Below are 20,163 nucleotides of genomic sequence, written 5' to 3'. Positions count from 1 at the left end.
CCATCCCGCATCGACGCAGAAGATCCTGACACCGGGGTAATCCGTGAAAAAGCTCTCCGCACGACGACGCCATCCGCTGGCGGCGCTCGTCGTCCTACTCCTCGCGCTGGCGGCCACCGGGGGGCTCTACGCCGCGTTCGCGCCCGCGGACAAGGCGAAGGCCGACGAAACCGCCCAGTCCCTCGCCATCGACGAGGGCAAGAAGCTCTACTCCGTCGGCTGCGCCAGCTGCCACGGAACCGGCGGTCAGGGCACCACTGACGGCCCGTCCCTGGTGGGCGTGGGCTCCGCGGCCGTGGACTTCCAGGTCGGCACCGGCCGGATGCCGGCGCAGCAGCCCGGCGCCCAGGTGCCGAAGAAGAAGGTCATCTACTCGCAGGCCGAGATCGACCAGCTCGCCGCGTACATCGCCTCCCTCGGCGCCGGCCCCATCAAGCCGACCGAGAAGCAGTACAGCCCGGAAGGCGCGGACATCGCCAAGGGTGGCGAGCTGTTCCGCACCAACTGCGCCCAGTGCCACAACTTCTCCGGCAAGGGCGGTGCGCTGACGCACGGCAAGTACGCCCCCAGCCTTGAGGGCGTGGAACCGAAGCACCTCTACGAGGCCATGCAGACCGGCCCGCAGAACATGCCGTCGTTCCCCGACACGACGATGCCGCAGAAGCAGAAGCAGGACATCATCGCGTACCTGGACGCCGTGGACAGTGAGAAGACGGCGAGCCCCGGTGGTCTCTCGCTCGGTGGCCTCGGCCCCGTCAGCGAGGGTCTGTTCGCGTGGATCTTCGGACTCGGTGCCCTCATCGCAGTCGCCATCTGGATCGCGGCCCACTCCGCTAAGGCCAAGAAGTCATGAGTAGCCAAGACAATTCCGAGAACCTGCCCAGCGAGCAGGACCCCGAGCACGGCTCGGTAGAGCGCGCCCGCGACCTGTTCGCGGACCCGGGGCTGCCGCCCCACATGCCGCGCGTCCAGGACATCGACGAGGCGGCAGCCAGGCGCTCCGAGCGCGTGGTCGCCGGTCTCTTCATGCTCTCGATGGTCGCGACGGTCGCCTTCATCGCGTCCTTCGTGATCTTCCCGATCGACAAGATCGTCTACATCTTCCCGTTCGGGCACGTCAGCGCGCTGAACTTCTCCCTGGGTCTGACCCTGGGTGTCGCGCTGTTCTGCATCGGCGCCGGCGCGGTCCACTGGGCCCGCACGCTGATGTCCGACGAGGAGATGTCCGACGAGCGCCACGAGATCTCGGCGCCGCCGGAGGTCCGCGAGAAGGTCATGCAGGACTGGGCGGACGGCGTCCGCGAGTCCGGCTTCGGCCGTCGCAAGCTGATCCGCAACACCATGTACGGCGCGCTGGCCATGGTGCCGCTCGCCGGTGTGGTGCTGCTGCGCGACCTGGGCACCCTGCCCGAGGACAAGCTGCGCAAGACGATGTGGGCCAAGGGCAAGGCCCTCATCAACATGAACACCAACGAGCCGCTTCGTCCCGAGGACGTGGCCGTCGGTTCGCTCACCTTCGCCAAGCCCGAGGGCCTGGAGGAGGACCAGCACGACTTCCAGACCCAGATCGCCAAGGCGGCCCTGATGATCGTCCGGCTGCAGCCGGAGAACATCAAGGACAAGCGCGAGCTGGAGTGGTCGCACCAGGGCATCGTGGCGTTCTCGAAGATCTGCACCCACGTCGGTTGCCCGATCAGCCTGTACGAGCAGCAGACCCACCACGTGCTCTGCCCGTGCCACCAGTCCACCTTCGACCTCTCCGACGGGGCCCGCGTCATCTTCGGCCCGGCCGGTCACGCTCTGCCGCAGCTGCGGATCGGCGTGAACAGCGAGGGTTACCTCGAAGCGCTCGGCGACTTCGAAGAGCCCGTCGGTCCTGCCTTCTGGGAGCGCGGATGAGCACCACCACGACTGACGAACGGCGCGAGCCCGGAAACGGCGAGAAGTTCGCCGACTGGGCCGACGGCCGGCTGGGGATCTACACCCTGGCGAAGACCAACATGCGCAAGATCTTCCCGGACCACTGGTCCTTCATGCTCGGCGAGATCTGCATGTACACGTTCCTCATCATCATCATCACGGGCGTGTATCTGACGCTGTTCTTCCACCCGAGCATGAACGAGGTCGTCTACGACGGCTCCTACGTTCCGCTCCAGGGTGTGCAGATGTCCGAGGCGTTCAACTCGACCATGCACATCAGCTTCGACGTGCGCGGTGGTCTGCTGATCCGGCAGATCCACCACTGGGCGGCGCTGATCTTCCTCGCGGGCATGTTCGTGCACATGATGCGCGTCTTCTTCACGGGCGCGTTCCGCAAGCCGCGCGAGGTCAACTGGCTCTTCGGCTTCCTGCTGTTCTTCTGCGGCATGTTCACCGGCTTCACCGGCTACTCGCTCCCGGACGACCTGCTCTCGGGCACCGGCGTCCGGTTCATGGAGGGCGCCATCCTGGGCGTGCCGGTCGTCGGCACGTACCTGTCGTTCTTCATCTACGGCGGCGAGTTCCCCGGCGGCGACTTCGTGGCCCGGTTCTACTCGGTCCACATCCTGCTGCTGCCCGGCATCATGCTCGGCCTGATGGTCACTCACCTGATCCTGGTCTTCTACCACAAGCACACCCAGTTCGCGGGCCCCGGCCGCACCAACAAGAACGTCGTGGGCGCGCCTCTGCTGCCCGTATACACGGCCAAGGCCGGCGGCTTCTTCTTCCTGGTGTTCGGTGTCATCGCGGTCATCGCGGCGATCGCCTCGGTCAACCCGATCTGGGAGATCGGCCCGTACCGCCCGGACCAGGTGTCGACCGGCGCCCAGCCCGACTGGTACATGGGCTTCGCCGAAGGCCTCATCCGAGTGATGCCGGGCTGGGAGATCAACCTGTGGGGCCACACGCTGGTCCTCGGTGTGTTCATCCCGCTGGTGATCTTCCCGCTGGTGCTCTTCGCGATCGCGGCCTACCCGTTCATCGAGGCCTGGATCACCAAGGACACCCGCGAGCACCACATCGCCGACCGTCCGCGCAACGCTCCCGTCCGCACCGGCATCGGCGTGGCCTGGATCACCGCGTACATGGTGATGCTGGTCGGTGGTGGCAACGACCTGTGGGCGACCAACTTCCACCTGTCGCTCAACGCCATCACCTGGTTCGTCCGGATCGCGTTCTTCGTCGGCCCGGTCATCGCGTTCATCATCACCAAGCGGATCTGCCTGGGCCTGCAGCGCCGGGACGCCGAGAAGGTGCTGCACGGTCGTGAGACCGGCATCATCAAGCGGCTGCCGCACGGTGAGTTCGTCGAGGTCCACGAGCCGCTCGACGCGGGCCAGCTGTACAAGCTCACCGCGCACGAGCAGACCCGTCCGCACGAGCTGCCCGCGGCGGTCGACGAGAACGGTGTCAAGCGCAAGGTCTCCCGCATGGAGAAGCTGCGCGTCAAGATCCACAAGGGTTACTACGGCGAGCAGAGCCAGATCGCCAAGCCGACCGTTGAGGAGTACGAGGAGATCACCAGCGGCCACGGCCACCACTGATCCCCTCTCAGCGACACTGCTGTACGCCACACAGCACAGGGGCCCCGTCCACGCGATGGACGGGGCCCTTCGCTGTCCCCCGGGCTGGATAGGGTGTTCCCATCCCTATCCGTCGGTGGACCCAGGAGCGGACCATGAACGTTGTGACCCCGGTCGGCGGCGACAGCGTGGCGGCCTACTCCTGGCCGGGCGTACTGGACGCACTGCTCAGCGGCACCGACCAGAGCGCCGAGGCGACCGCCTGGGCGATGGACTCGATCATGCGCGGCGAGGCGACCGACGCCCAGATCGCCGGGTTCGCGGTGGCCCTGCGGGCCAAGGGCGAGACCGTCACCGAGATCAGCGGCATGGTCCGCGCGATGTACGAGCACGCCAATGTGATCGAGGTGCCCGGCCGGACCGTGGACATCGTCGGCACCGGCGGCGACGGCGCCAAGACCGTCAACATCTCCACCATGTCCTCGATCGTGGTGGCGGGCACCGGCGCCAAGGTCGTCAAGCACGGCAACCGGGCCGCCTCCTCGGCCAGCGGCGCCTCCGACGTCCTGGAGAAGCTCGGCGTCAACCTGGACCTCACGCCCCGGCAGGTCGTCCAGGTCGCCGAGGAGGCGGGCGTCACCTTCTGCTTCGCCGTGAAGTTCCACCCCGCCCTGAGATACGTCGCCGCCGCGCGCCGGGAGCTCGGCATCCGCACCACCTTCAACTTCCTCGGTCCGCTCACCAACCCGGCCCGGGTCAAGGCCCAGGCCACCGGGGTCGCGGACGCGCGCATGGCGCCGATCGTGGCCGGGGTGCTCGCCGAGCGCGGCTCCTCCGCGCTGGTGTTCCGCGGCGACGACGGCATGGACGAGCTGACGACCACCGCGACCTCCCGGGTCTGGGTGGTACGGGACGGGGCCGTGCGCGAGGAGTCGTTCGACCCCAGGGACGCGGGCATCGACCTGGTGCCGGTCGAGGCGCTGCGCGGCGCGGACGCCTCGTACAACGCGGACGTCGCCCGGCGGCTGCTCGCCGGCGAGACCGGGCCGGTGCGGGACGCGGTGCTGCTCAACTCGGCGGCGGCGCTCGTCGCCCTCGATCCGGGCGAGGGGAGCCTGGTCGAGCAGATCCGGGCCGGGATCGCCCAGGCGGCCGAGTCGGTGGACTCGGGGGCGGCGCGGCGGGCCCTGGAGCGCTGGGTGGCCGCCAGCAACGCCTGAGGGCGGCTGGGGCCTGTCGTCACATTCCCGCCTGCCCCGGCCGCCCTTCGGGCGACGACGGGAAATGTGACGACAGGCCCTGGGGCCCGCGAGGTGTGACTCAAGGCGCAGTCCGGCATCCGGACTGCGCCTTGCGCGTACGCGGACGTATGGCAGGATGCTTTCCAAGGTCATGAGTGACAGCGACTACGGCCCCGGCCCGCTGTCCGGCAACCCTCCGTCCGTGGCGGGGTGCCCCGGGTGAAGACCAGGTCGCAGGCAGCGAGGTCTGCGGCAAGCGCGGACCCCTGCGCACTCCCTTCGGAGTGGCGCGCCCCTGGGGTCCTGGTCCTCAAGGGAGCAGTCTCGTGAGCAAGCGAATGCGATAGGGCCTCCGGCCCCTCTTTCTGTACACCTCCGCGGGCCCCTCTTGCCCGTGTTCGAGGTCAACCCCCGTGCACCCGGCGCCAGTTGGACTGCCGCCGCCGTGCCGTGGGGCTCCACAGTCATTTCGTCGCGCCTCGTCCTGCCGGGAGAAACCGCCATGTCCGCATACGCCGCCACGCCCGCCGCCACTTCCTCCGCCGCCTCCGACTCCGCCGCCGAACCCTGCTGTGCGGCGCCGCTGCCGGTGCTCGGCCGGGACGTCACCGTGCCGCTGGTCACCGGCGGCGAGGTGACGTACGCGGCCCTCGACTACGCGGCGAGTGCCCCGGCCCTCCAGCGGGTGTGGGACGACGTGGCCGCGTACGCCCCCTACTACGGCAGCGTGCACCGCGGCGCGGGCTACCTCTCACAGCTGTCCACGGACCTGTTCGAGAACAGCAGGGCGGCGGTGGCGGAGTTCCTGGACTGCCGCGCGGGCGACCAGATCGTGTTCACCCGCTCGACGACGGACTCCCTGAACCTCCTCGCCCAGGTGATCCCGGCCGACTGCCAGGTCTTCGTCTTCGAGACCGAGCACCACGCGTCGCTGCTGCCGTGGCGGGACGCGCGGGTGACGTACCTCAACGCGCCGCGTACGCCGCGCCAGGCGGTGGAAACGCTGGAGCGGGCCCTGTCCGACCGCGATCCTTCCCCGAGCTCTCAACTTCGTTCGAGCAGGGGATACCCCAACGGCCCGGCCCTGGTCTGCGTGACCGGCGCCTCCAACGTCACGGGCGAGCTGTGGCCGGTGAAGGAGCTGGCGGCGGCGGCGCACGCGCACGGGGCGCGGATCGTGCTCGACGCGGCGCAGCTGGCGCCCCACCACCCCGTCTCCGTACAGGAGTTGGACGTCGACTGGATCGCCTTCTCGGGCCACAAGCTGTACGCGCCGTTCGGCTCCGGAGTGCTGGCGGGCCGCGCGGACTGGCTGCAGGAGGCCGAACCGTACCTCGCGGGTGGCGGCGCCTCCCGCAAGGTCGCCCGGCGCGTGGACGGCGGGGTTGACGTCGAGTGGCACACCACGGCCGCCCGCCACGAGGCCGGCTCCCCGAACGTGATCGGCGTGTACGCCATCGCCTCCGCCTGCAAGGCGCTGACCGAGGCGGGCTTCGCGGAGCTGGTGGAGCGGGAGAATCACCTGATCGCGAAGGTGCGGGAGGGACTGGCGGAGGTTCCCGAGGTCCGCGTCCTCTCCTTGTTCGGCGATGACGCGCCCCGGGTCGGCGTGATCTCGTTCGTGGTGGACGGCTGGAACAGCTCGCACTTCGCGGCGGCGCTGTCGGCGGAGTACGGGATCGGCGTCCGCGACGGCTTGTTCTGCGCGCACCCCCTGGTACGCACGCTCCTCGGCAGCGAGCCGCAGGAGCCGGGCGAGTGCGGCGCGCCCGAGGCGGAGCCGGGCGAGCTCCCCCAGACTTCGTCCGGGGGGACCCCCACCCTGAACGCGATCCGCGTCAGCTTCGGGGCGGGGACGCCGGACGAGCATGTGGAGCGGTTCGTGGGGGCGGTGCGGGAGTTGGTGCGGGACGGTGCGAAGTGGACGTACCGCACGGAGGAGGGCCGCTGCGTCCCGGCGGTGTGACCGCCTCCCACTTCCCGGGCTGCGCCCGGCCGCCTGTTCGGCTGCGGGTGGGTGGGGGCCGGTCGCGGGGTTCCCCGCGCCCCTGAAGATTCAGCCCCTCCGGCGTTCGAGGAGCGGGGGCCGGGCGGAGCCCCGAAGGCGGGGTGCAGGGGCCGCAGGCCCCGCAACGGGGACCGGGGGCCGCAGCCCCCGGGAAACCCGCCTCAGCCCCCACCCGCCCGCAGAAGAGCGGGAACCCCTGTCCCGTCCCGCCGCCCGCCCGAGGGCTACGCGTCCAGGCCGATGGCGAACGCCGCCTCCAGGTCGTGCTGCGAGTACGTCCGGAACGCCACGTGCGTGTCCGTCGCCTCCACCCCGGGGATCTTGCTGATCCGCCCGGGGATGATGTCCGCGAGGTCGTCGTGGCGGGCCACCCGGACCAGCGCGATCAAGTCATAGGTGCCGGTCACCGAGTACACCTCGCTGACGTTCTCCAGCGACGCGATCGACTCCGCGATTTCGGGAATCCGGTCCACGCTGGTCTTGATGAGCACGATCGCGGTGATCACGGCTGGTTCTCTCCCTCGGTGGCGGCCGACGCGGGTGGCTTCGGTCGTTCAGGTCGTTTCACTCTAGCCGCCCCGCGGAACCGGCCCCAGGCGTAGAGAAACCCCAGGCCGAAGCCGACGAGATGGGCCAAGTACGCCACCCCGGGCCCCGTCGGGGCCGCCCGTACCGCCAGCCACTGCAGCACGAACCAGAAAACCAGCACCATCGAGGCGGGGAAGCGCAGGGGCAGGAAGAAGAGGAAGGGGAAGAGGCTGGTCACCTTCGCCCGGGGGAAGAGATAGAGGAAGGCGCCCAGGACGGCCGAGATCGCCCCCGACGCGCCCACCAGCGTCTGGTCGGACGACGCGTGCGCGACCGCGTACGCGAGCAGGGCGAGGTAGCCCGCGCCGAGGTAGAACAGTGCGAACCCGATCCTGCCCATGCGCTCCTCGGCCATCACGCCGAAGACGTAGAGGAAGAGCATGTTCCCCAGCAGGTGCAGCCAGTTGCCGTGCACGAAGAGCGCCGTGAGGGGGGTGACGAGCGCGCCGGGGTCACCGGCCGTGAGTTCGTTCGGGATGACACCCCACCGGGCGAAATACGAGCTCTGCGCCGCCAGCAGCGCGTCCCCCGTCCCGTACGAGGGATTCAGGCCGGACACCGGGCTGACGAGGAAGACCAGGCAGCAGAGCGCCAGCACGGTGTAGGTGACCGCAGGGCCCCGTACCACCGCGCCCCGTACGGCGCTCGGCTTGATCACGAACAGAGCATGGCGTAACCGGACCGAACGGTACAGACCGCCTCGCCGTGCCGGGGGGCAACTGGTAGGCCGTAGGGTTACGGGCAGTACATCCGCAGTTCGACGGCGCACCGCGAGATCCTGGACCATGAACCGACCGCGCAACGAGGCATCGGGCACCGAGCTTCGACGCGGAACCGTGGAAAGAGGTCAGCACCACATGACCAGCGTTCCCCTGCCCACCGCCACCACCCGGTGGCGCTGCACCCTTTGCGGCAATCTGACCCGTTTCGACGTCACCCGCTCGTCGAAGGTCGTCGAGTACGTCCATCTGGACCTCGCCGGAGAGCCGAAGGTCGAGGAACGCGAGGTGGTCAGTGAGACCATCGAGTCGGTGCGCTGCCGCTGGTGCAACGCGGTGGACCAGATCGAGCTGGTGGACAGGCCGGGTACCGGCTCCGAGTGAGCCGCCCCGGTGGGTGACGGACGACAGTTGAGGTGACGGATCGTGGAGCATGCAAGCGGTGCCGAACCGGCCGGTGCGGCCGGTGACGGCCCCGCCGAGGTGCTCGACCGCCCGCTGCCCGAAGGGGTGCGGCGCAGGGTCGTCGCCCTGGTCTCGGACGCCTTCGGTGGGCTGACCGTCGCCGAACTGCCGTCACAGTTGCGGCAGTACGCCCGTTTCACCCCGACTCGTCGTGCCAAGTTCGCGGGCAACGCCATGGCCGCGGCCCTGGAGTCCGACCCGGTCTTCCGCCAGCGGATCGGGGAGCGCCTGAAGGAGGCGCAGCCGGAGCTGGCGGGCGCCCTGGAGTCCGGCGCGCCGCCCGCGGCCGCCGATCCCGTCGACGTGGCGGCCGCCGCGTATGTGCTGCGGCCCACCGGCTGGGTCAAGTTGGTCGCCGCCGCCGGCGAGGAGGCCCTGCGCGCCGACGCCGAGCGCGCCGACGAGGAGGGCCGGCGCGAACTGGAGCGGCTGCGCCAGGAGCTGGCGGAGGCGCACGAGCGGCTGCGCACCGAGCAGGAGGACCTGCGCGCCGACCTGGCCGCGGCCCGCAAGGAAGCGGAAGCGCTCCAGCGCAAGCTGCGCAGCGCGCTCAGCGACGTCAAGCGCGGTGAGGCCGCCCTGCGCAAGGTCGCCGGTGAGATCGACGGGATCAGAGCGGAGGCGGCGGCCCAGGTGGCCGCCGCCGAGAGCGAGTCGCGGCGGATCAGGACCCGGCTCACCGAGGCCGAGGCGTCCGTCGAGGCGAGCCGGCGCGCGGTGCGCGAGGGCCGCTCGATCGAGGACATGCGGCTGCGGCTGCTGCTCGACACGGTCCTGGACGCGGCGTCCGGGCTGCGGCGCGAACTCGCCCTGCCCCCGGTCTCGGTGCGGCCCGCCGACACCGTGGAAGCAGTCGAACCGGGACAGATGACCCCGAAGGACATCGCGGCCAGGGCGCTCTCGGAGACCGATCCGGCGCTTCTGGACCAGCTGCTCGCGCTGCCGCAGGTGCATCTGGTGGTGGACGGCTACAACGTCACCAAGACCGGCTATCCGACGATGCCGTTGGAGAAGCAGCGGCTGCGGCTGCTCGGCGGTCTCTCCGTTCTCGCCGCGCAGACGGGCGCCGAGGTGACCTGCGTCTTCGACGGGGCCGAGCTGGCCGCGCCGGTGCTGCTCGCGCCGCCCCGTGGCGTACGGGTGCTCTTCTCGAAGCCGGGCGTGACCGCCGACGAGCTGATCCGCCAGCTGGTGCGGGCGGAGCCGTCCGGGCGGCCGGTGGTGGTCGTCTCGACCGACCGTGAGGTGGCGGACGGGGTGGCCAAGGCCGGGGCCCGGCCCGTTGCGTCCGTCATGCTCCTGAAGCGGCTTTCGCGCGTCTAGTAACTCCTATGTTCAATGCCCGAATTCGGGTGATCAGTTCCCACCACTCTGTCAAGTGCCCATTACTACGCGTGGGATGACTGTAAAGAATCATCCCGGCGACAGGTTTTTTTCCCATCAGGATTTGAACTGATCACAAGAACGTCACTAGGGTCGGGGCTCGAACCTTCACGCGGTTGATCACTCATCCGGGTGGCCGTGAGGGTCCCGCCGAGTCTGAGCTGTTCGGCGGCTGAGGAAGAAGGAGCTCGCCTTCGTGGCGTCCCACCGTCGACCCAAGCCTGCGAGCCGCACCCGCGTGACCGTGCTCACCGCGACCGCTGCCGCAGCAGTCGCTCTCACGTCCCAGGCCGCGCAAGCGGACCCGAAGCCGTCGAAGAGCGAAGTGAAGTCCAAGGTCGACAAGCTGTACGACGAGGCCGAGCAGGCGACCGAGAGGTACAACGGCGCCAAGGAGAAGCAGGACCAGCTGGAGAAGCAGGTCGGCGCGATCCAGGACAAGGTGGCCCGCGGCCAGGACGAGCTCAACAAGCTCCGCGACGGCCTCGGTTCGATGGCCTCGGCGCAGTACCGCTCGGGCGGCATCGACCCCTCGGTCCAGCTCTTCCTCTCCGCCAACCCGGACGACTTCCTGGACAAGGCGTCCTCGCTGGACCAGCTGAGCGCCAAGCAGACCGAGGCGCTCCAGAAGATCCAGTCGAAGCAGCGCAGCCTGGCGCAGGAGCGCAAGGAAGCCCAGGACAAGCTCAAGGACCTCGCGGACACCCGCAAGGAGCTCGGCGCCAAGAAGGCCGAGACCCAGTCCAAGCTCGCCGCCGCGCAGAAGCTCCTCAACTCGCTGACAGCCGCCGAGAAGGCCTCCCTGGCCGCCGACGACGCCCGCGCCAACCGCACCAACGAGCGCGCCGACCTCGGCAACGAGGCCCCCGCCTCCGGCCGCGGCGCCGCGGCCCTCGCCGCCGCCCAGTCCCAGATAGGCAAGCCGTACGTGTACGGCGCCACCGGCACCGCCTCGTTCGACTGCTCCGGGCTCACGTCCTGGGCCTACCGCCAGGCGGGCGTCTCCATACCGCGCACCTCGCAGGCCCAGGCCGGCGCCGGCACCCAGATCGGCCGCAGCCAGCTCAAGCCGGGCGACCTGGTGCTGTTCTACGGCGACCTGCACCACGTCGGCCTGTACGCGGGCAACGGCCAGGTGCTGCACGCCCCCAAGCCGGGCGCCAACGTCCGCTACGAGGCCATGGGCAACATGCCGTTCCAGTTCGGCGTCCGCATCAGCTGACCGCCGGGCCCGCCGCCCTCCACCGCGTAACGAGTCGATTGCTGTCGCCCTCCGAACGGGCGAATTCCGGCAACGCCCGCTGACGCCACGCCCCGCCGGTGACCTGTGTTCTCCGGCGGGGCGTCACTTTGCGTAGGCGCCGGGGTCGTTGGCACCCCGTGGCCGCCCGGCTACTGTCCGTCATGCGGTGCCCCCGTGACTCTTCCAACTCGTCCGCCCACCCGGGCGGCAGGGGCCGCACCAGCGGAAGGAGTGCGGCTTCCTTGGCGTCCCATCGCCGTCCCACGCAGTCCGGCCTCTCCCAGAGCGCCCGGGTCACCGTTCTGTCCGCCGCGGCGGCCACCGCGGCCGCGGCCTTCGCGGCGCCCGCGAGCGCCGACCCGGGCGACACCGGCAAGGACCGGGTCGACCGGCTCTTCGCGCAGGCGGAGGAGGCCACCGAGCAGTACAACAAGGCGGACGAGCACGCCGACCAGCTGCGCGAGCAGGTCAAGCAGGCCCAGGACAGCGTCGCCCGCGGCCAGGAGCGCATCAACCGCATGCGGGGCGCGCTGGGCGCGATCGCGGGCGCCCAGTACCGCTCGGGCGGCCTGGATCCCTCGCTCGCGCTGCTGCTCTCCGAGGACCCCGACACGTATCTCGACAAGGCCGCCGCCCTCGACCGGATCGGCGAGCGCCAGAGCGCCGCGCTGCGCGAACTCCAGCAGGAGCAGCGGCGGATCCGCCAGCAGCGCACCGAGGCCACTCGCAAGCTCACCGAGCTGGAGCGAAGCCGCGCCGAGGTCGCCCGGCACAAGCGGACCATCGAGTCCAAGCTCGCCCAGGCCCGCCGGGTGCTGCTGGCGCTGCCGACGTCCGAGCGCGCCGCCTTCGACCGGTCCTCGCGCGGCGGGCGCGGCGAACTGCCCGACCTGAGCGGTGCGGTGCCCGCCTCCGGGCGTGCGGCGGCCGCGGTGGCGGCGGCCCGCCAGGCGGTGGGCAGGCCCTACATCTGGGGCGCCAACGGGCCGGCCGGCTTCGACTGCTCGGGCCTGATGCAGTGGTCCTACGCCCACGCGGGCGTGGGGCTGCCGCGCACCTCGCAGGCCCAGCGGTACGCCGGGCACCGGGTCTCGCTCTCCGAGGCGCAGCCCGGGGACCTGGTCGCCTACGGCTCCGACGCCAGCCACATCGCGATGTACGTGGGCAACGGCCAAGTGATCCACGCCCCCCACCCGGGCGCGCCGGTGCGCTACGACCCGGTGGGCATGATGCCCATCTCCTCGATCACCCGCGTGTGAACGTACGATCGGGAGGATGGCGTACGGCTGGCTGAGCGGCAGGTGGCGACGGCGCACGGCGGGATTCGGTCTCGCCGCGCTGCTGTTCGCATCCGCCTGCTCCGCCCCGGACACGGCCCCCGACCCCGTCACCGGCCAGGTGCAGCGCACCCTGGACGGGCGCGCGGCCGCTGTCCTCGGGCACGACGAGCGCGGTTATCTGGCCGCGCTGGACCCGGGCGCCGGGACGCTGCGGGATGCCCAGCGCGCCGAGTTCGCCAATCTGCGCCAGGTGCCGCTGGGCGCCTGGGCGTACCGGGTGACCGGGGTCAGCCGCAAGGGCGACCGGGCCACCGCCCAGGTCGAGCTGCGCTACCGGCTCGACGGGTACGACAGCGCGCCGGTGGCCTCGGCCAGGGTCGTCGAGCTCGACGAGCGGGCCGGGCGCTGGTACGTGACGGGTGACCGGCCGGGCGAGGGGGCCGCCGAGCCGCTGTGGCAGCAGGGCCCGGTGTCCGTGGTGCGCGGTGCGCACAGCCTGGTCCTCGGCGTCGGCCAGGACCGTCAGGCCCTCCAGCGGATCGCGCACACCGCCGACCGCGCGGTGCCCGCCGTCTCGGCCGCCTGGCCCGGCCGCTGGGCGGGCCGGGTGGTGGTCCTGGTGCCCGCCTCGCTCGACGCGATGGCGGCGCTGCTCGGCGCGCCCCCGGCCTCGTACCGGGGGATCGCGGCGGTGACCACCGGCGAGGTGGGCGGAGCCGGGACGGCGTCCGCGGACCGGGTGATCGTCAACCCCGAGGCGTACGGCGTCCTCGGCGACCTCGGCCGGCGCGTCGTCCTCACCCACGAGACCACCCACGTCGCCACCCGCACCCGGACCTCCTCCACGACCCCGATGTGGCTCTCGGAGGGGTACGCGGACTGGGTCGGCTACCGGGGCACCGGGCGCACCCCCGCCGAGGCCGCGCCGGAGCTCCAGCAGGCGGTGCGGCGCGGCGAGGTGCCCGACGACCTGCCCGCCGACGCGGAGTTCGGCTTCGAGGGCGGCGCGGACCGGCTGGCGCGCGCGTACGAGGGCGGCTGGCTGGCGTGCCGCATGATCGCCCAGCGCTGGGGCGAGGGGAAGCTCGCCGCCCTCTATACGAAGGTGGGCGGGCAGAAGCACCGCGAGGGCGCGCTGGAGAAGGCGATGAACGAGGAACTGGCCACCACGCCGAAGGAGTTCACGGCCCTGTGGCGCGCCTATGTACGCGACCAGCTGGGCTGACCGGCTGCGCGGGGCTCAGCCCTCCAGCTCCTCGATCGCCTCGGCCAGCCACTTCTTCTCGGCCGTGCCGGTCGCGCGGGCGATCCTGAGCATCCCCCGCCGGAAGAGGTCGGGGCTCTCCTCGGCCCGCACGGGCTCGCCGTCGCGGTAGAAGAAGCTCGCCGGGGTGTTGAGGAACTCCTGGCGGCGGCGGAGCACGGCGGCCTGCCCGGCCCGGTCGGGCAGCCGCCCGAGGAAGGCGAGCACGGTGAAGAACCGCTGCCCGTCGGTGATGTCGGTGTCCTTGGGGTGGCGCAGCCGCTCGTACAGCTCGGCGCGGCCCGCCCCGGTCAGGATGAGGATCCGGCGGGGCGCGGCGCCGGTGCCCGGCTCGGTGCGCTGCTCCAGCTTTCCCGCCTTCACCAGCCGGGTGATCGCCGGGTAGAGGGCGCCGTCGCTCACCGGCCGGACGTGGCCGCTCAGCCCTCTGATGCGCTCCTTGAGTTCATAGCCGTGCAGCGGTTCCTCGTCGAGGAATCCCAGGATCGTCAGCTCCAGCACCTACTTCTCCTTTCGGCCCGGCCATGGTATCTCTTTTCGCTGTACCTCGAATCGAGGTACAGCGAAAAGAGGGGGATGAATCTCGTGTCACACCGCCGTCGGCTGATCTCGCTCGCGTACCCGGTCTACTTCGAGCTCCTGGCGGGGGTCGCGGCCGGGGTGATCAACATGGTCTGGGTGGCCCGGCTCGGCGGGAGTTCGGTCGCCGCCGTCGCCGTCGCCACGAACGTGGAGAACCTGCTGCTCGGCCTGATCCTCATGGCGGGCACCGGGACCACCGTCCTGGTCGCCCGGGCCGGGGGCGCCGACGACCCGGGCGGGATACGGGCCGCGGTGCGCGGCGGCTGGGCGCTGTGGGCGCTGATCACGCCGGTGGTCGCGGTCGGTGGCTACCTCTGCCGCGAGCCGCTCGCCCGGCTGGTGCTCGGTGGCGCGGACGACGCCGTACTCACCCTGGCGTCCGGCTACTTCGCGATCGCGCTGCCCGGCACGGCGGTCTTCTTCGCCACCAACGTCGTCGACGGCATCCTCAAGGGCGCGGGCGACACCCGCACCCCGATGCGGCTCGCGTTCCTCGCCAACGGGCTGATCCTCGTCCTCGACCCGCTGCTGATCCTGGGGTGCGGGCTCGGTGTCCGGGGGGCGGCCCTCGCCACGGTGCTCGGCCGCGCGGTCGCGCTGGCCTGCGGGCTCGTGGCACTGCGGCGCAACGCCGTACTGCGTGCCGCCGGGACCACCCGGCGCGGCGTCGGCGTGCCGCGGGTGGCCCGGCTCGGTGCGGATCTGCGCAGGACGGCGGCGACCGGGCTGCCGATGTCGGCCGAATTCGTGGTGCGCATGACCGGTTCCCTCGCGCTCGTCGCGATCGTCGCCAGGATCGGCGTCGGCGAGGTCGCGGCGTACGGGATCGCGACCAAGGCGATGTACGCGGCCACCATGGCCTTCTACGCCGTCCGCCAGGCCGCGTCCATCCACACCGCCCATCTGCTCGGCGCCGAGAGTGGGGGAGAGCGGGTCGCGGTGGGGCGGCAGGCCGCGCTCGTCTCGGGGGCGCTGGGGCTGACGGCCGCGCTGGTGCTGCTCGTGTCCGCGCCGTGGGTCATGGCGGCGTTCGGCGCCAGCGGCGAGGTGGCGGCGGCCGGCACGCTCTATCTGCGCTGCCTCGGCCCGTACCTCGTGCTGCTCTCCGCCTTCATCGCCCTCGGCGGGGTCTTCGACGGCAGTGGCGGCAGTCCGGCGCTCGCCGGGGTCACCGCGTGCGGCGTCGCCCTCCAGCTGCCGCTCGCCCTCGGCCTGTCCGGGCTCGGGCTGCCGGGGATCTGTCTGGCGATGGCGCTGTCCATGGGGCTCCAGTGCGCCGCCGTCGCGCGCATGCACCGGCGGCTGCGTACGGCCGGTCAGCGGACCAGGACCGAGAAGACCCTGGTGCGGACCTGCTGAACGGGCAGCGTACGGCCGGGGACCGTGCTCCGCCACAGCCGCCGGCACGCGCTCACCGACGCCACGGCGAGGAGCCCGTTGCGTACGAACAGGAGCAGCACCCCGAGCCAGTCGCTCGCCACCACGTGCGAGAACCAGATCGGGAACTCCAGCAGCGTCACGCCCGCGGCGGCCAGCACCAGGTACGCGGGCCGGGCCATCGGGGCGCCGTGGAAGACCAGGCACACCGCCGCGAGCCCGACCAGCCAGACCAGATACTGCGGGCTGATCACACGGCTGGTGGTGGTGAAGAGCAGCACGGCCGTGAAGGCGGCGTCCGCGAGCGTGCTCGGCCCGGTGCGGCGCGCCCGCAGTCGCCACAGGAGCAGCCAGCCGAACGCCACCGCCGTCAGCCCCATCGCCAGGGTGGAGACCAGCGGCACGTACGGGCCGAGGAACTCCACCGACCCGTAGTTCAGCTGCACCCGGCCCCGCCAGCCGAAGTGGCGGGCCACATGGAAGACCAGGGCGCCGAGCGACTCGACCTCGGTGCCGCGGTCGCGCTGGAAGGTGAGGAAGGCGAAGGCGCCGGGCGCGACCGCGTGGCAGCCGAGCAGGAACGCGCCCGCGGTGACGGCCGACGCCGCCCACGCCCGGCGGGGCGCCCGGGCGAGCAGCAGGACGGGCCAGACCTTGAGCAGGGCGCCGAGCGCGGCGAGCGAGCCGAGGACCCGGGGGTGGCGGACCCCGGCCAGCAGCGCGGCCACCGCGACCGCCGTCACCATCAGGTCGTAACGCGCGTACGCGGTGGGCCCGAGCAGCGGTACGCCCCAGACCCAGATCCGGGCGCCCGCACGGGACTTGCCGGGGCGCCCGGACGTGTGGAGCAGCAGCCCGAGGACCAGCGCGTCGGCGAGCAGCGCGAGGACGAAGAAGCCCGAGGCGTAGTCGAGGAAGGGGACGGCGGCGGGGGAGAGGATCGCGAGCGCGGCGGCCGGCGGGTACTGCCAGGTGACGTCGTCCAGCGGATAGGTGCCGGTCTTCAGGACCTCGTACCAGCCCTGGTAGATGACCGAGACGTCGCTGGTGACGTCCGGGCCCGGGACGAGAAGGACCCGGAAGACGCAGAGCAGCAGCAGGCACCGGGTGACGACGAACACCGCCGCCATGGCCCCGGTGCTCTTCGCGGTCCCTGTGCCGTTTCCAGCCGACATGCCCACCTCGTCCGTAAGACCGGCTTTCTGGAAGTCCGAGCAGTCATGATGCCCGGCGGGGCCGTGCGTGAGCGACGAGGCGGGGCCGTTCGGTACTGTCGGCGGCGATGCACAAGACCTTGATCGTGACCAATGACTTCCCGCCGCGCCCCGGCGGGATCCAGGCGTTCCTGCACAACATGGCGCTGCGCCTGGACCCGGAGCAGCTGGTCGTCTACGCCTCCACCTGGAAGCGGAGCCGGGAGGGCGTCGAGGCGACCGCCGCCTTCGACGCCGAACAGCCCTTCACCGTGGTGCGCGACCGCACCACCATGCTGCTGCCCACGCCCCGGGTGACCCGGCGTGCGGTCGGGCTGCTCAAGGAGCACGACTGCTCCTCGGTGTGGTTCGGGGCCGCTGCGCCGCTCGGCCTGATGGCGCCCGCGCTGCGCCGGGCGGGCGCCGAACGCCTCGTCGCCACCACGCACGGCCACGAGGCGGGCTGGGCCCAGCTGCCCGGCTCGCGGCAACTGCTGCGGCGTATCGGCGAGGGCACGGACACGATCACCTATCTGGGCGAGTACACCCGCTCCCGGATCGCGACCGCGCTGACCGAGCGGGCGGCCGACCGGATGGTCCAACTGCCGCCGGGCGTCGACGAGAAGACCTTCCACCCGGGCTCGGGCGGCCCCGCGGTGCGCGAGCGCCTCGGCCTGACCGACCGGCCGGTGGTCGTCTGCGTCTCGCGGCTGGTGCCGCGCAAGGGCCAGGACACGCTGATCCTCGCGATGCCCGCGATCCTCGCGCGCGTGCCGGACGCGGTGCTGCTGATCGTGGGCGGCGGCCCGTACGAGACGGAGCTCCACAAGCTCGCCCAGGACACCGGGGTCGCGGACTCGGTCCGCTTCACCGGCCCGGTGCCATGGGCCGAACTGCCCGCGCACTTCGGCGCCGGCGACGTCTTCGCCATGCCCTGCCGTACGCGCCGGGGCGGGCTCGACGTCGAGGGCCTGGGCATCGTCTACCTGGAGGCGTCGGCGACCGGCCTCCCCGTGGTCGCGGGCGATTCGGGCGGCGCGCCCGACGCGGTCCTGGACGGCGAGACGGGCTGGGTGGTCCGTGGCGGCTCCGCCGAGGAGTCGGCGGACCGCATCGTCACCCTCCTCCAGGACCCGGACCTGCGCCGCAGGATGGGGGAGCGTGGCCGGGCGTGGGTCGAGGAGAGGTGGCGCTGGGACCTCCTGGCGGAGAAGCTGCGGGAGCTGCTGTGAGGTAGGGGCTGGGACGCGGGGCGGTGACCGTATGCGGCTCCGCCGCGTGGGGCACGACCGGGGCACGTGGTGCCGCCCTCCCAGCCCCCCAGGGGCGCGGGGCGGTGGCATGGTGCGGCTGCGCCGCGTGGGCGCGACCAGCCGAGCACGGTCCGCAGACGAACGTGACCCGGGTCGGCCGCGTGGTGGCGCGTCCCGGAATCCCCAGGGGCGCGGGGCGGTGGCATGGTGCGGCTGCGCCGCGTGGGCGGGACCAGCCCCCACCGGTCCGCAGACGAACCCCGGGCCAAAGAGGGGCGCGGGGCGGTGACATGGTGCGGCTGCGCCGCGTGGGCGCGGCCAGCCCCCACTCACCCGCAGACGAACCCCGGGCCCACCACACTCCCACCCCTGACGGTCACTCAGATTTGAGACAACGTGCCCCCTGGGCGGAAGGCCAAATTCCGCCCATGCTGCGCGCATGACACCAAATCTGACGCGCCGTCACCTCCTGGGACTCGGCGCCCTCCAGACGGCCGCACTCCTGGGCCTCACCCGCATCACACTCAACCCCGCCCGCGCCGCCGAGGCCGCTCCGGCCACGTACACCCCCGCCCTGGTCATCGGCTCCGGCTACGGCGCCGCCGTGGCCGCGCTCCGGCTCGGGCAGGCCGGCGTCCAGACCCTCGTCCTGGAGATGGGCAGACTCTGGGACACCCCCGCCTCCGACGGCAAGGTCTTCTGTTCGACCTCCGCGCCGGACCAGCGCTCCATGTGGTTCCGCACCCGGACCGAGGCGCCTCTCGCCACGTTCCTCTGGCTCGATGTCGTCAACAAGAACATCGGCCCCTACCCCGGCGTCCTCGACCGGGTGAACTACGGCGACATGTCCGTGTACGTGGGGCGCGGCGTCGGCGGCGGCTCGCTGGTCAACGGCGGCATGGCCGTCACCCCGCGCCGCGACTACTTCGCGGAGGTCCTGCCGCAGGTCGACGCCGCCGGGATGTACGCCACGTACTTCCCGCGCGCCAACGCCATGCTCGGTGTGAACTCCATCGACCCGGCCTGGTTCGAGTCCACCGAGTGGTACAAGTTTGCCCGCACCTCGCGCAAGGCGGCCCAGAACGCCGGTCTGAAGACCGTCTTCGTGCCCAACGTCTACGACTTCGGGTACATGCGGCGCGAGGCGGCCGGAACCGCCACCAAGTCCGCGCTCGCGGGCGAGGTCATCTACGGCAACAACTACGGCAAGAAGTCCGTCGACAAGACCTACCTCGCCGCTGCCCTCGGCACCGGCAGGGTCACCATCGAGACCCTGCACCACGTCCGCGCGATCCGCGGACAGCCCGCCGGCGGGTACGTGGTCACCGCCGACCGGACCGACCCGGCCGGCAAGGTCGTCGAGACCCGGGAGATCGGCTGCGGGAAGCTCTTCCTCGGCGCCGGCAGCCTCGGCACCACCGAACTGCTGCTGCGCGCCCGCGAGACCGGCACCCTGCCCGCCCTCGACCCGGCCGTCGGCACCGGCTGGGGCACCAACGGCAACATCATGACCGCTCGCGCCAACCACATGTGGGACACCGTCGGCGCCGACGAGGCCACCATGCCCGCCCTGGGCATCGACGACTGGGACAACGCCGCCAACCCGGTCTTCGCCGAGATCGCCCCGCTGCCGATGGGCTTCGAGCACTGGGTGAGCCTGTACCTGGCGATCACCAAGAACCCGCAGCGCGGCACCTTCACCTACGACCCGGCGACCGACTCGGCCAGGCTGAACTGGACGAAGGCGCAGAACCAGCCCTCGGTTGACGCGACCCGCAAGCTCTTCGACCGGATCAACTTCAAGAACGCGACGATCTACCGGTACGACCTGTTCGGCAACAACACGCCGTTCGCGGACGACTTCTGCTACCACCCGCTCGGCGGCTGCCCGTTGGGGCGGGCGACCGACGGCTACGGGAGGGTGAAGGGGTATCCGGGCCTGTACGTCACCGATGGAGCCCTCGTGCCCGGCTCCATCGGCGTCAACCCGTTCGTCACGATCACGGCGCTCGCCGAGCGCAACCTCGAACGCGTCCTCGCGGAGGACTTCGCCGCGTAGGCCCG

General features: G+C 71.6%; 17 protein-coding genes and 1 riboswitch. Of the genes, 13 read left to right on the top strand and 4 right to left on the bottom strand.

Going from position 1 to position 20,163, the window contains the following annotated elements; all coding sequences use genetic code 11:
- Positions 1-43: 43 nt before the first annotated feature.
- From qcrC to ACZ499_RS05750, 5 genes are all read left to right on the top strand, one after another.
- The gene (gene qcrC / locus ACZ499_RS05770) at positions 44-853 is read left to right on the top strand and encodes a cytochrome bc1 complex diheme cytochrome c subunit (protein WP_468672612.1); all 810 of its coding nucleotides are present in this window, start codon (positions 44-46) and stop codon (positions 851-853) included.
- Positions 850-1,899, top strand: coding sequence for a cytochrome bc1 complex Rieske iron-sulfur subunit (qcrA, locus tag ACZ499_RS05765; protein WP_468672610.1), 1,050 nt, complete (start codon positions 850-852; stop codon positions 1,897-1,899). The genes qcrC and qcrA overlap by 4 nt, the downstream gene beginning before the upstream one ends.
- The gene (qcrB, locus tag ACZ499_RS05760; protein ID WP_468672606.1) at positions 1,896-3,524 is read left to right on the top strand and encodes a cytochrome bc1 complex cytochrome b subunit; all 1,629 of its coding nucleotides are present in this window, start codon (positions 1,896-1,898) and stop codon (positions 3,522-3,524) included. Before qcrA ends, qcrB begins: the two co-directional genes overlap by 4 nt.
- 134 nt (positions 3,525-3,658) lie before the next feature.
- On the top strand, positions 3,659-4,723 hold the full coding sequence (trpD, locus tag ACZ499_RS05755) for an anthranilate phosphoribosyltransferase (RefSeq protein WP_468672603.1): 1,065 nt from the start codon (positions 3,659-3,661) through the stop codon (positions 4,721-4,723).
- A gap of 168 nt (positions 4,724-4,891) precedes the next feature.
- Positions 4,892-5,009, top strand: a riboswitch (SAM riboswitch).
- 237 nt (positions 5,010-5,246) lie between these two features.
- Complete coding sequence (locus ACZ499_RS05750; RefSeq protein WP_468672601.1) at positions 5,247-6,710, top strand: aminotransferase class V-fold PLP-dependent enzyme; 1,464 nt, start codon at positions 5,247-5,249, stop codon at positions 6,708-6,710.
- A gap of 266 nt (positions 6,711-6,976) precedes the next feature.
- Here ACZ499_RS05750 and ACZ499_RS05745 read toward each other — a convergent pair whose 3' ends face one another.
- Entirely contained in the window at positions 6,977-7,258 is a 282-nt protein-coding gene (locus tag ACZ499_RS05745; RefSeq protein ID WP_361377251.1) for an Lrp/AsnC family transcriptional regulator, read from the bottom strand.
- Positions 7,255-7,998: a rhomboid family intramembrane serine protease gene (locus ACZ499_RS05740; protein ID WP_385548125.1), complete on the bottom strand. Its 744-nt coding sequence runs from the start codon at positions 7,996-7,998 to the stop codon at positions 7,255-7,257. The genes ACZ499_RS05745 and ACZ499_RS05740 overlap by 4 nt, the downstream gene beginning before the upstream one ends.
- 199 nt (positions 7,999-8,197) lie before the next feature.
- On the opposite strand from ACZ499_RS05740, the gene ACZ499_RS05735 reads away from it, so the two are divergent.
- From ACZ499_RS05735 to ACZ499_RS05715, 5 genes are all read left to right on the top strand, one after another.
- On the top strand, positions 8,198-8,443 hold the full coding sequence (locus ACZ499_RS05735; protein ID WP_361377245.1) for a hypothetical protein: 246 nt from the start codon (positions 8,198-8,200) through the stop codon (positions 8,441-8,443).
- A 42-nt stretch (positions 8,444-8,485) separates the two neighbouring features.
- Positions 8,486-9,847 carry an NYN domain-containing protein gene (locus ACZ499_RS05730; RefSeq protein WP_468672596.1) on the top strand — a complete coding sequence of 454 codons (1,362 nt, stop codon included), beginning with the start codon at positions 8,486-8,488 and terminating at the stop codon, positions 9,845-9,847.
- Between the two features lie 256 nt (positions 9,848-10,103).
- Complete coding sequence (locus ACZ499_RS05725; protein ID WP_468672594.1) at positions 10,104-11,129, top strand: C40 family peptidase; 1,026 nt, start codon at positions 10,104-10,106, stop codon at positions 11,127-11,129.
- A 263-nt stretch (positions 11,130-11,392) separates the two neighbouring features.
- Positions 11,393-12,409: a C40 family peptidase gene (locus ACZ499_RS05720; protein WP_468672592.1), complete on the top strand. Its 1,017-nt coding sequence runs from the start codon at positions 11,393-11,395 to the stop codon at positions 12,407-12,409.
- Positions 12,410-12,425: 16 nt separating this feature from the next.
- Positions 12,426-13,655 carry a hypothetical protein gene (locus ACZ499_RS05715; RefSeq protein WP_468672590.1) on the top strand — a complete coding sequence of 410 codons (1,230 nt, stop codon included), beginning with the start codon at positions 12,426-12,428 and terminating at the stop codon, positions 13,653-13,655.
- Between the two features lie 15 nt (positions 13,656-13,670).
- Here the strand turns inward: ACZ499_RS05715 and ACZ499_RS05710 are convergent, their stop codons facing one another.
- Positions 13,671-14,195 (bottom strand): PadR family transcriptional regulator, encoded by a 525-nt coding sequence (locus tag ACZ499_RS05710; protein ID WP_468405418.1) that lies wholly within the window; start codon positions 14,193-14,195, stop codon positions 13,671-13,673.
- A gap of 75 nt (positions 14,196-14,270) precedes the next feature.
- On the opposite strand from ACZ499_RS05710, the gene ACZ499_RS05705 reads away from it, so the two are divergent.
- A complete protein-coding gene (locus tag ACZ499_RS05705) occupies positions 14,271-15,635 on the top strand; it encodes an MATE family efflux transporter (RefSeq protein ID WP_468672587.1) in 1,365 nt (454 codons plus the stop codon).
- Here the strand turns inward: ACZ499_RS05705 and ACZ499_RS05700 are convergent.
- Complete coding sequence (locus ACZ499_RS05700; RefSeq protein ID WP_468672859.1) at positions 15,593-16,783, bottom strand: glycosyltransferase 87 family protein; 1,191 nt, start codon at positions 16,781-16,783, stop codon at positions 15,593-15,595. The genes ACZ499_RS05705 and ACZ499_RS05700 overlap by 43 nt on opposite strands.
- Before the next feature lie 152 nt (positions 16,784-16,935).
- Between ACZ499_RS05700 and ACZ499_RS05695 the strand changes: the two genes are divergently transcribed.
- Entirely contained in the window at positions 16,936-18,078 is a 1,143-nt protein-coding gene (locus tag ACZ499_RS05695) for a glycosyltransferase family 4 protein (protein WP_468672584.1), read from the top strand.
- Between the two features lie 460 nt (positions 18,079-18,538).
- Complete coding sequence (locus ACZ499_RS05690) at positions 18,539-20,158, top strand: GMC oxidoreductase (RefSeq protein WP_468672583.1); 1,620 nt, start codon at positions 18,539-18,541, stop codon at positions 20,156-20,158.
- Positions 20,159-20,163: the final 5 nt, after the last annotated feature.

This window comes from Streptomyces sp. NPDC031265, assembly GCF_055570295.1.
This window is presented reverse-complemented; position numbering and strand designations above follow the sequence as displayed.

Excerpts from the sequence above, each read along its gene's own strand:
- qcrA (WP_468672610.1), top strand. The coding sequence starts at position 850 with ATGAGTAGCCAAGACAATTCCGAGAACCTGCCCAGCGAGCAGGACCCC.
- qcrB (WP_468672606.1), top strand. The coding sequence starts at position 1,896 with ATGAGCACCACCACGACTGACGAACGGCGCGAGCCCGGAAACGGCGAG.
- trpD (WP_468672603.1), top strand. The coding sequence starts at position 3,659 with ATGAACGTTGTGACCCCGGTCGGCGGCGACAGCGTGGCGGCCTACTCC.
- ACZ499_RS05750 (WP_468672601.1), top strand. The coding sequence starts at position 5,247 with ATGTCCGCATACGCCGCCACGCCCGCCGCCACTTCCTCCGCCGCCTCC.
- ACZ499_RS05735 (WP_361377245.1), top strand. The coding sequence starts at position 8,198 with ATGACCAGCGTTCCCCTGCCCACCGCCACCACCCGGTGGCGCTGCACC.
- ACZ499_RS05715 (WP_468672590.1), top strand. The coding sequence starts at position 12,426 with ATGGCGTACGGCTGGCTGAGCGGCAGGTGGCGACGGCGCACGGCGGGA.
- ACZ499_RS05705 (WP_468672587.1), top strand. The coding sequence starts at position 14,271 with ATGAATCTCGTGTCACACCGCCGTCGGCTGATCTCGCTCGCGTACCCG.
- ACZ499_RS05700 (WP_468672859.1), bottom strand. The coding sequence starts at position 16,783 with ATGGCGGCGGTGTTCGTCGTCACCCGGTGCCTGCTGCTGCTCTGCGTC.
- ACZ499_RS05695 (WP_468672584.1), top strand. The coding sequence starts at position 16,936 with ATGCACAAGACCTTGATCGTGACCAATGACTTCCCGCCGCGCCCCGGC.
- ACZ499_RS05690 (WP_468672583.1), top strand. The coding sequence starts at position 18,539 with ATGACACCAAATCTGACGCGCCGTCACCTCCTGGGACTCGGCGCCCTC.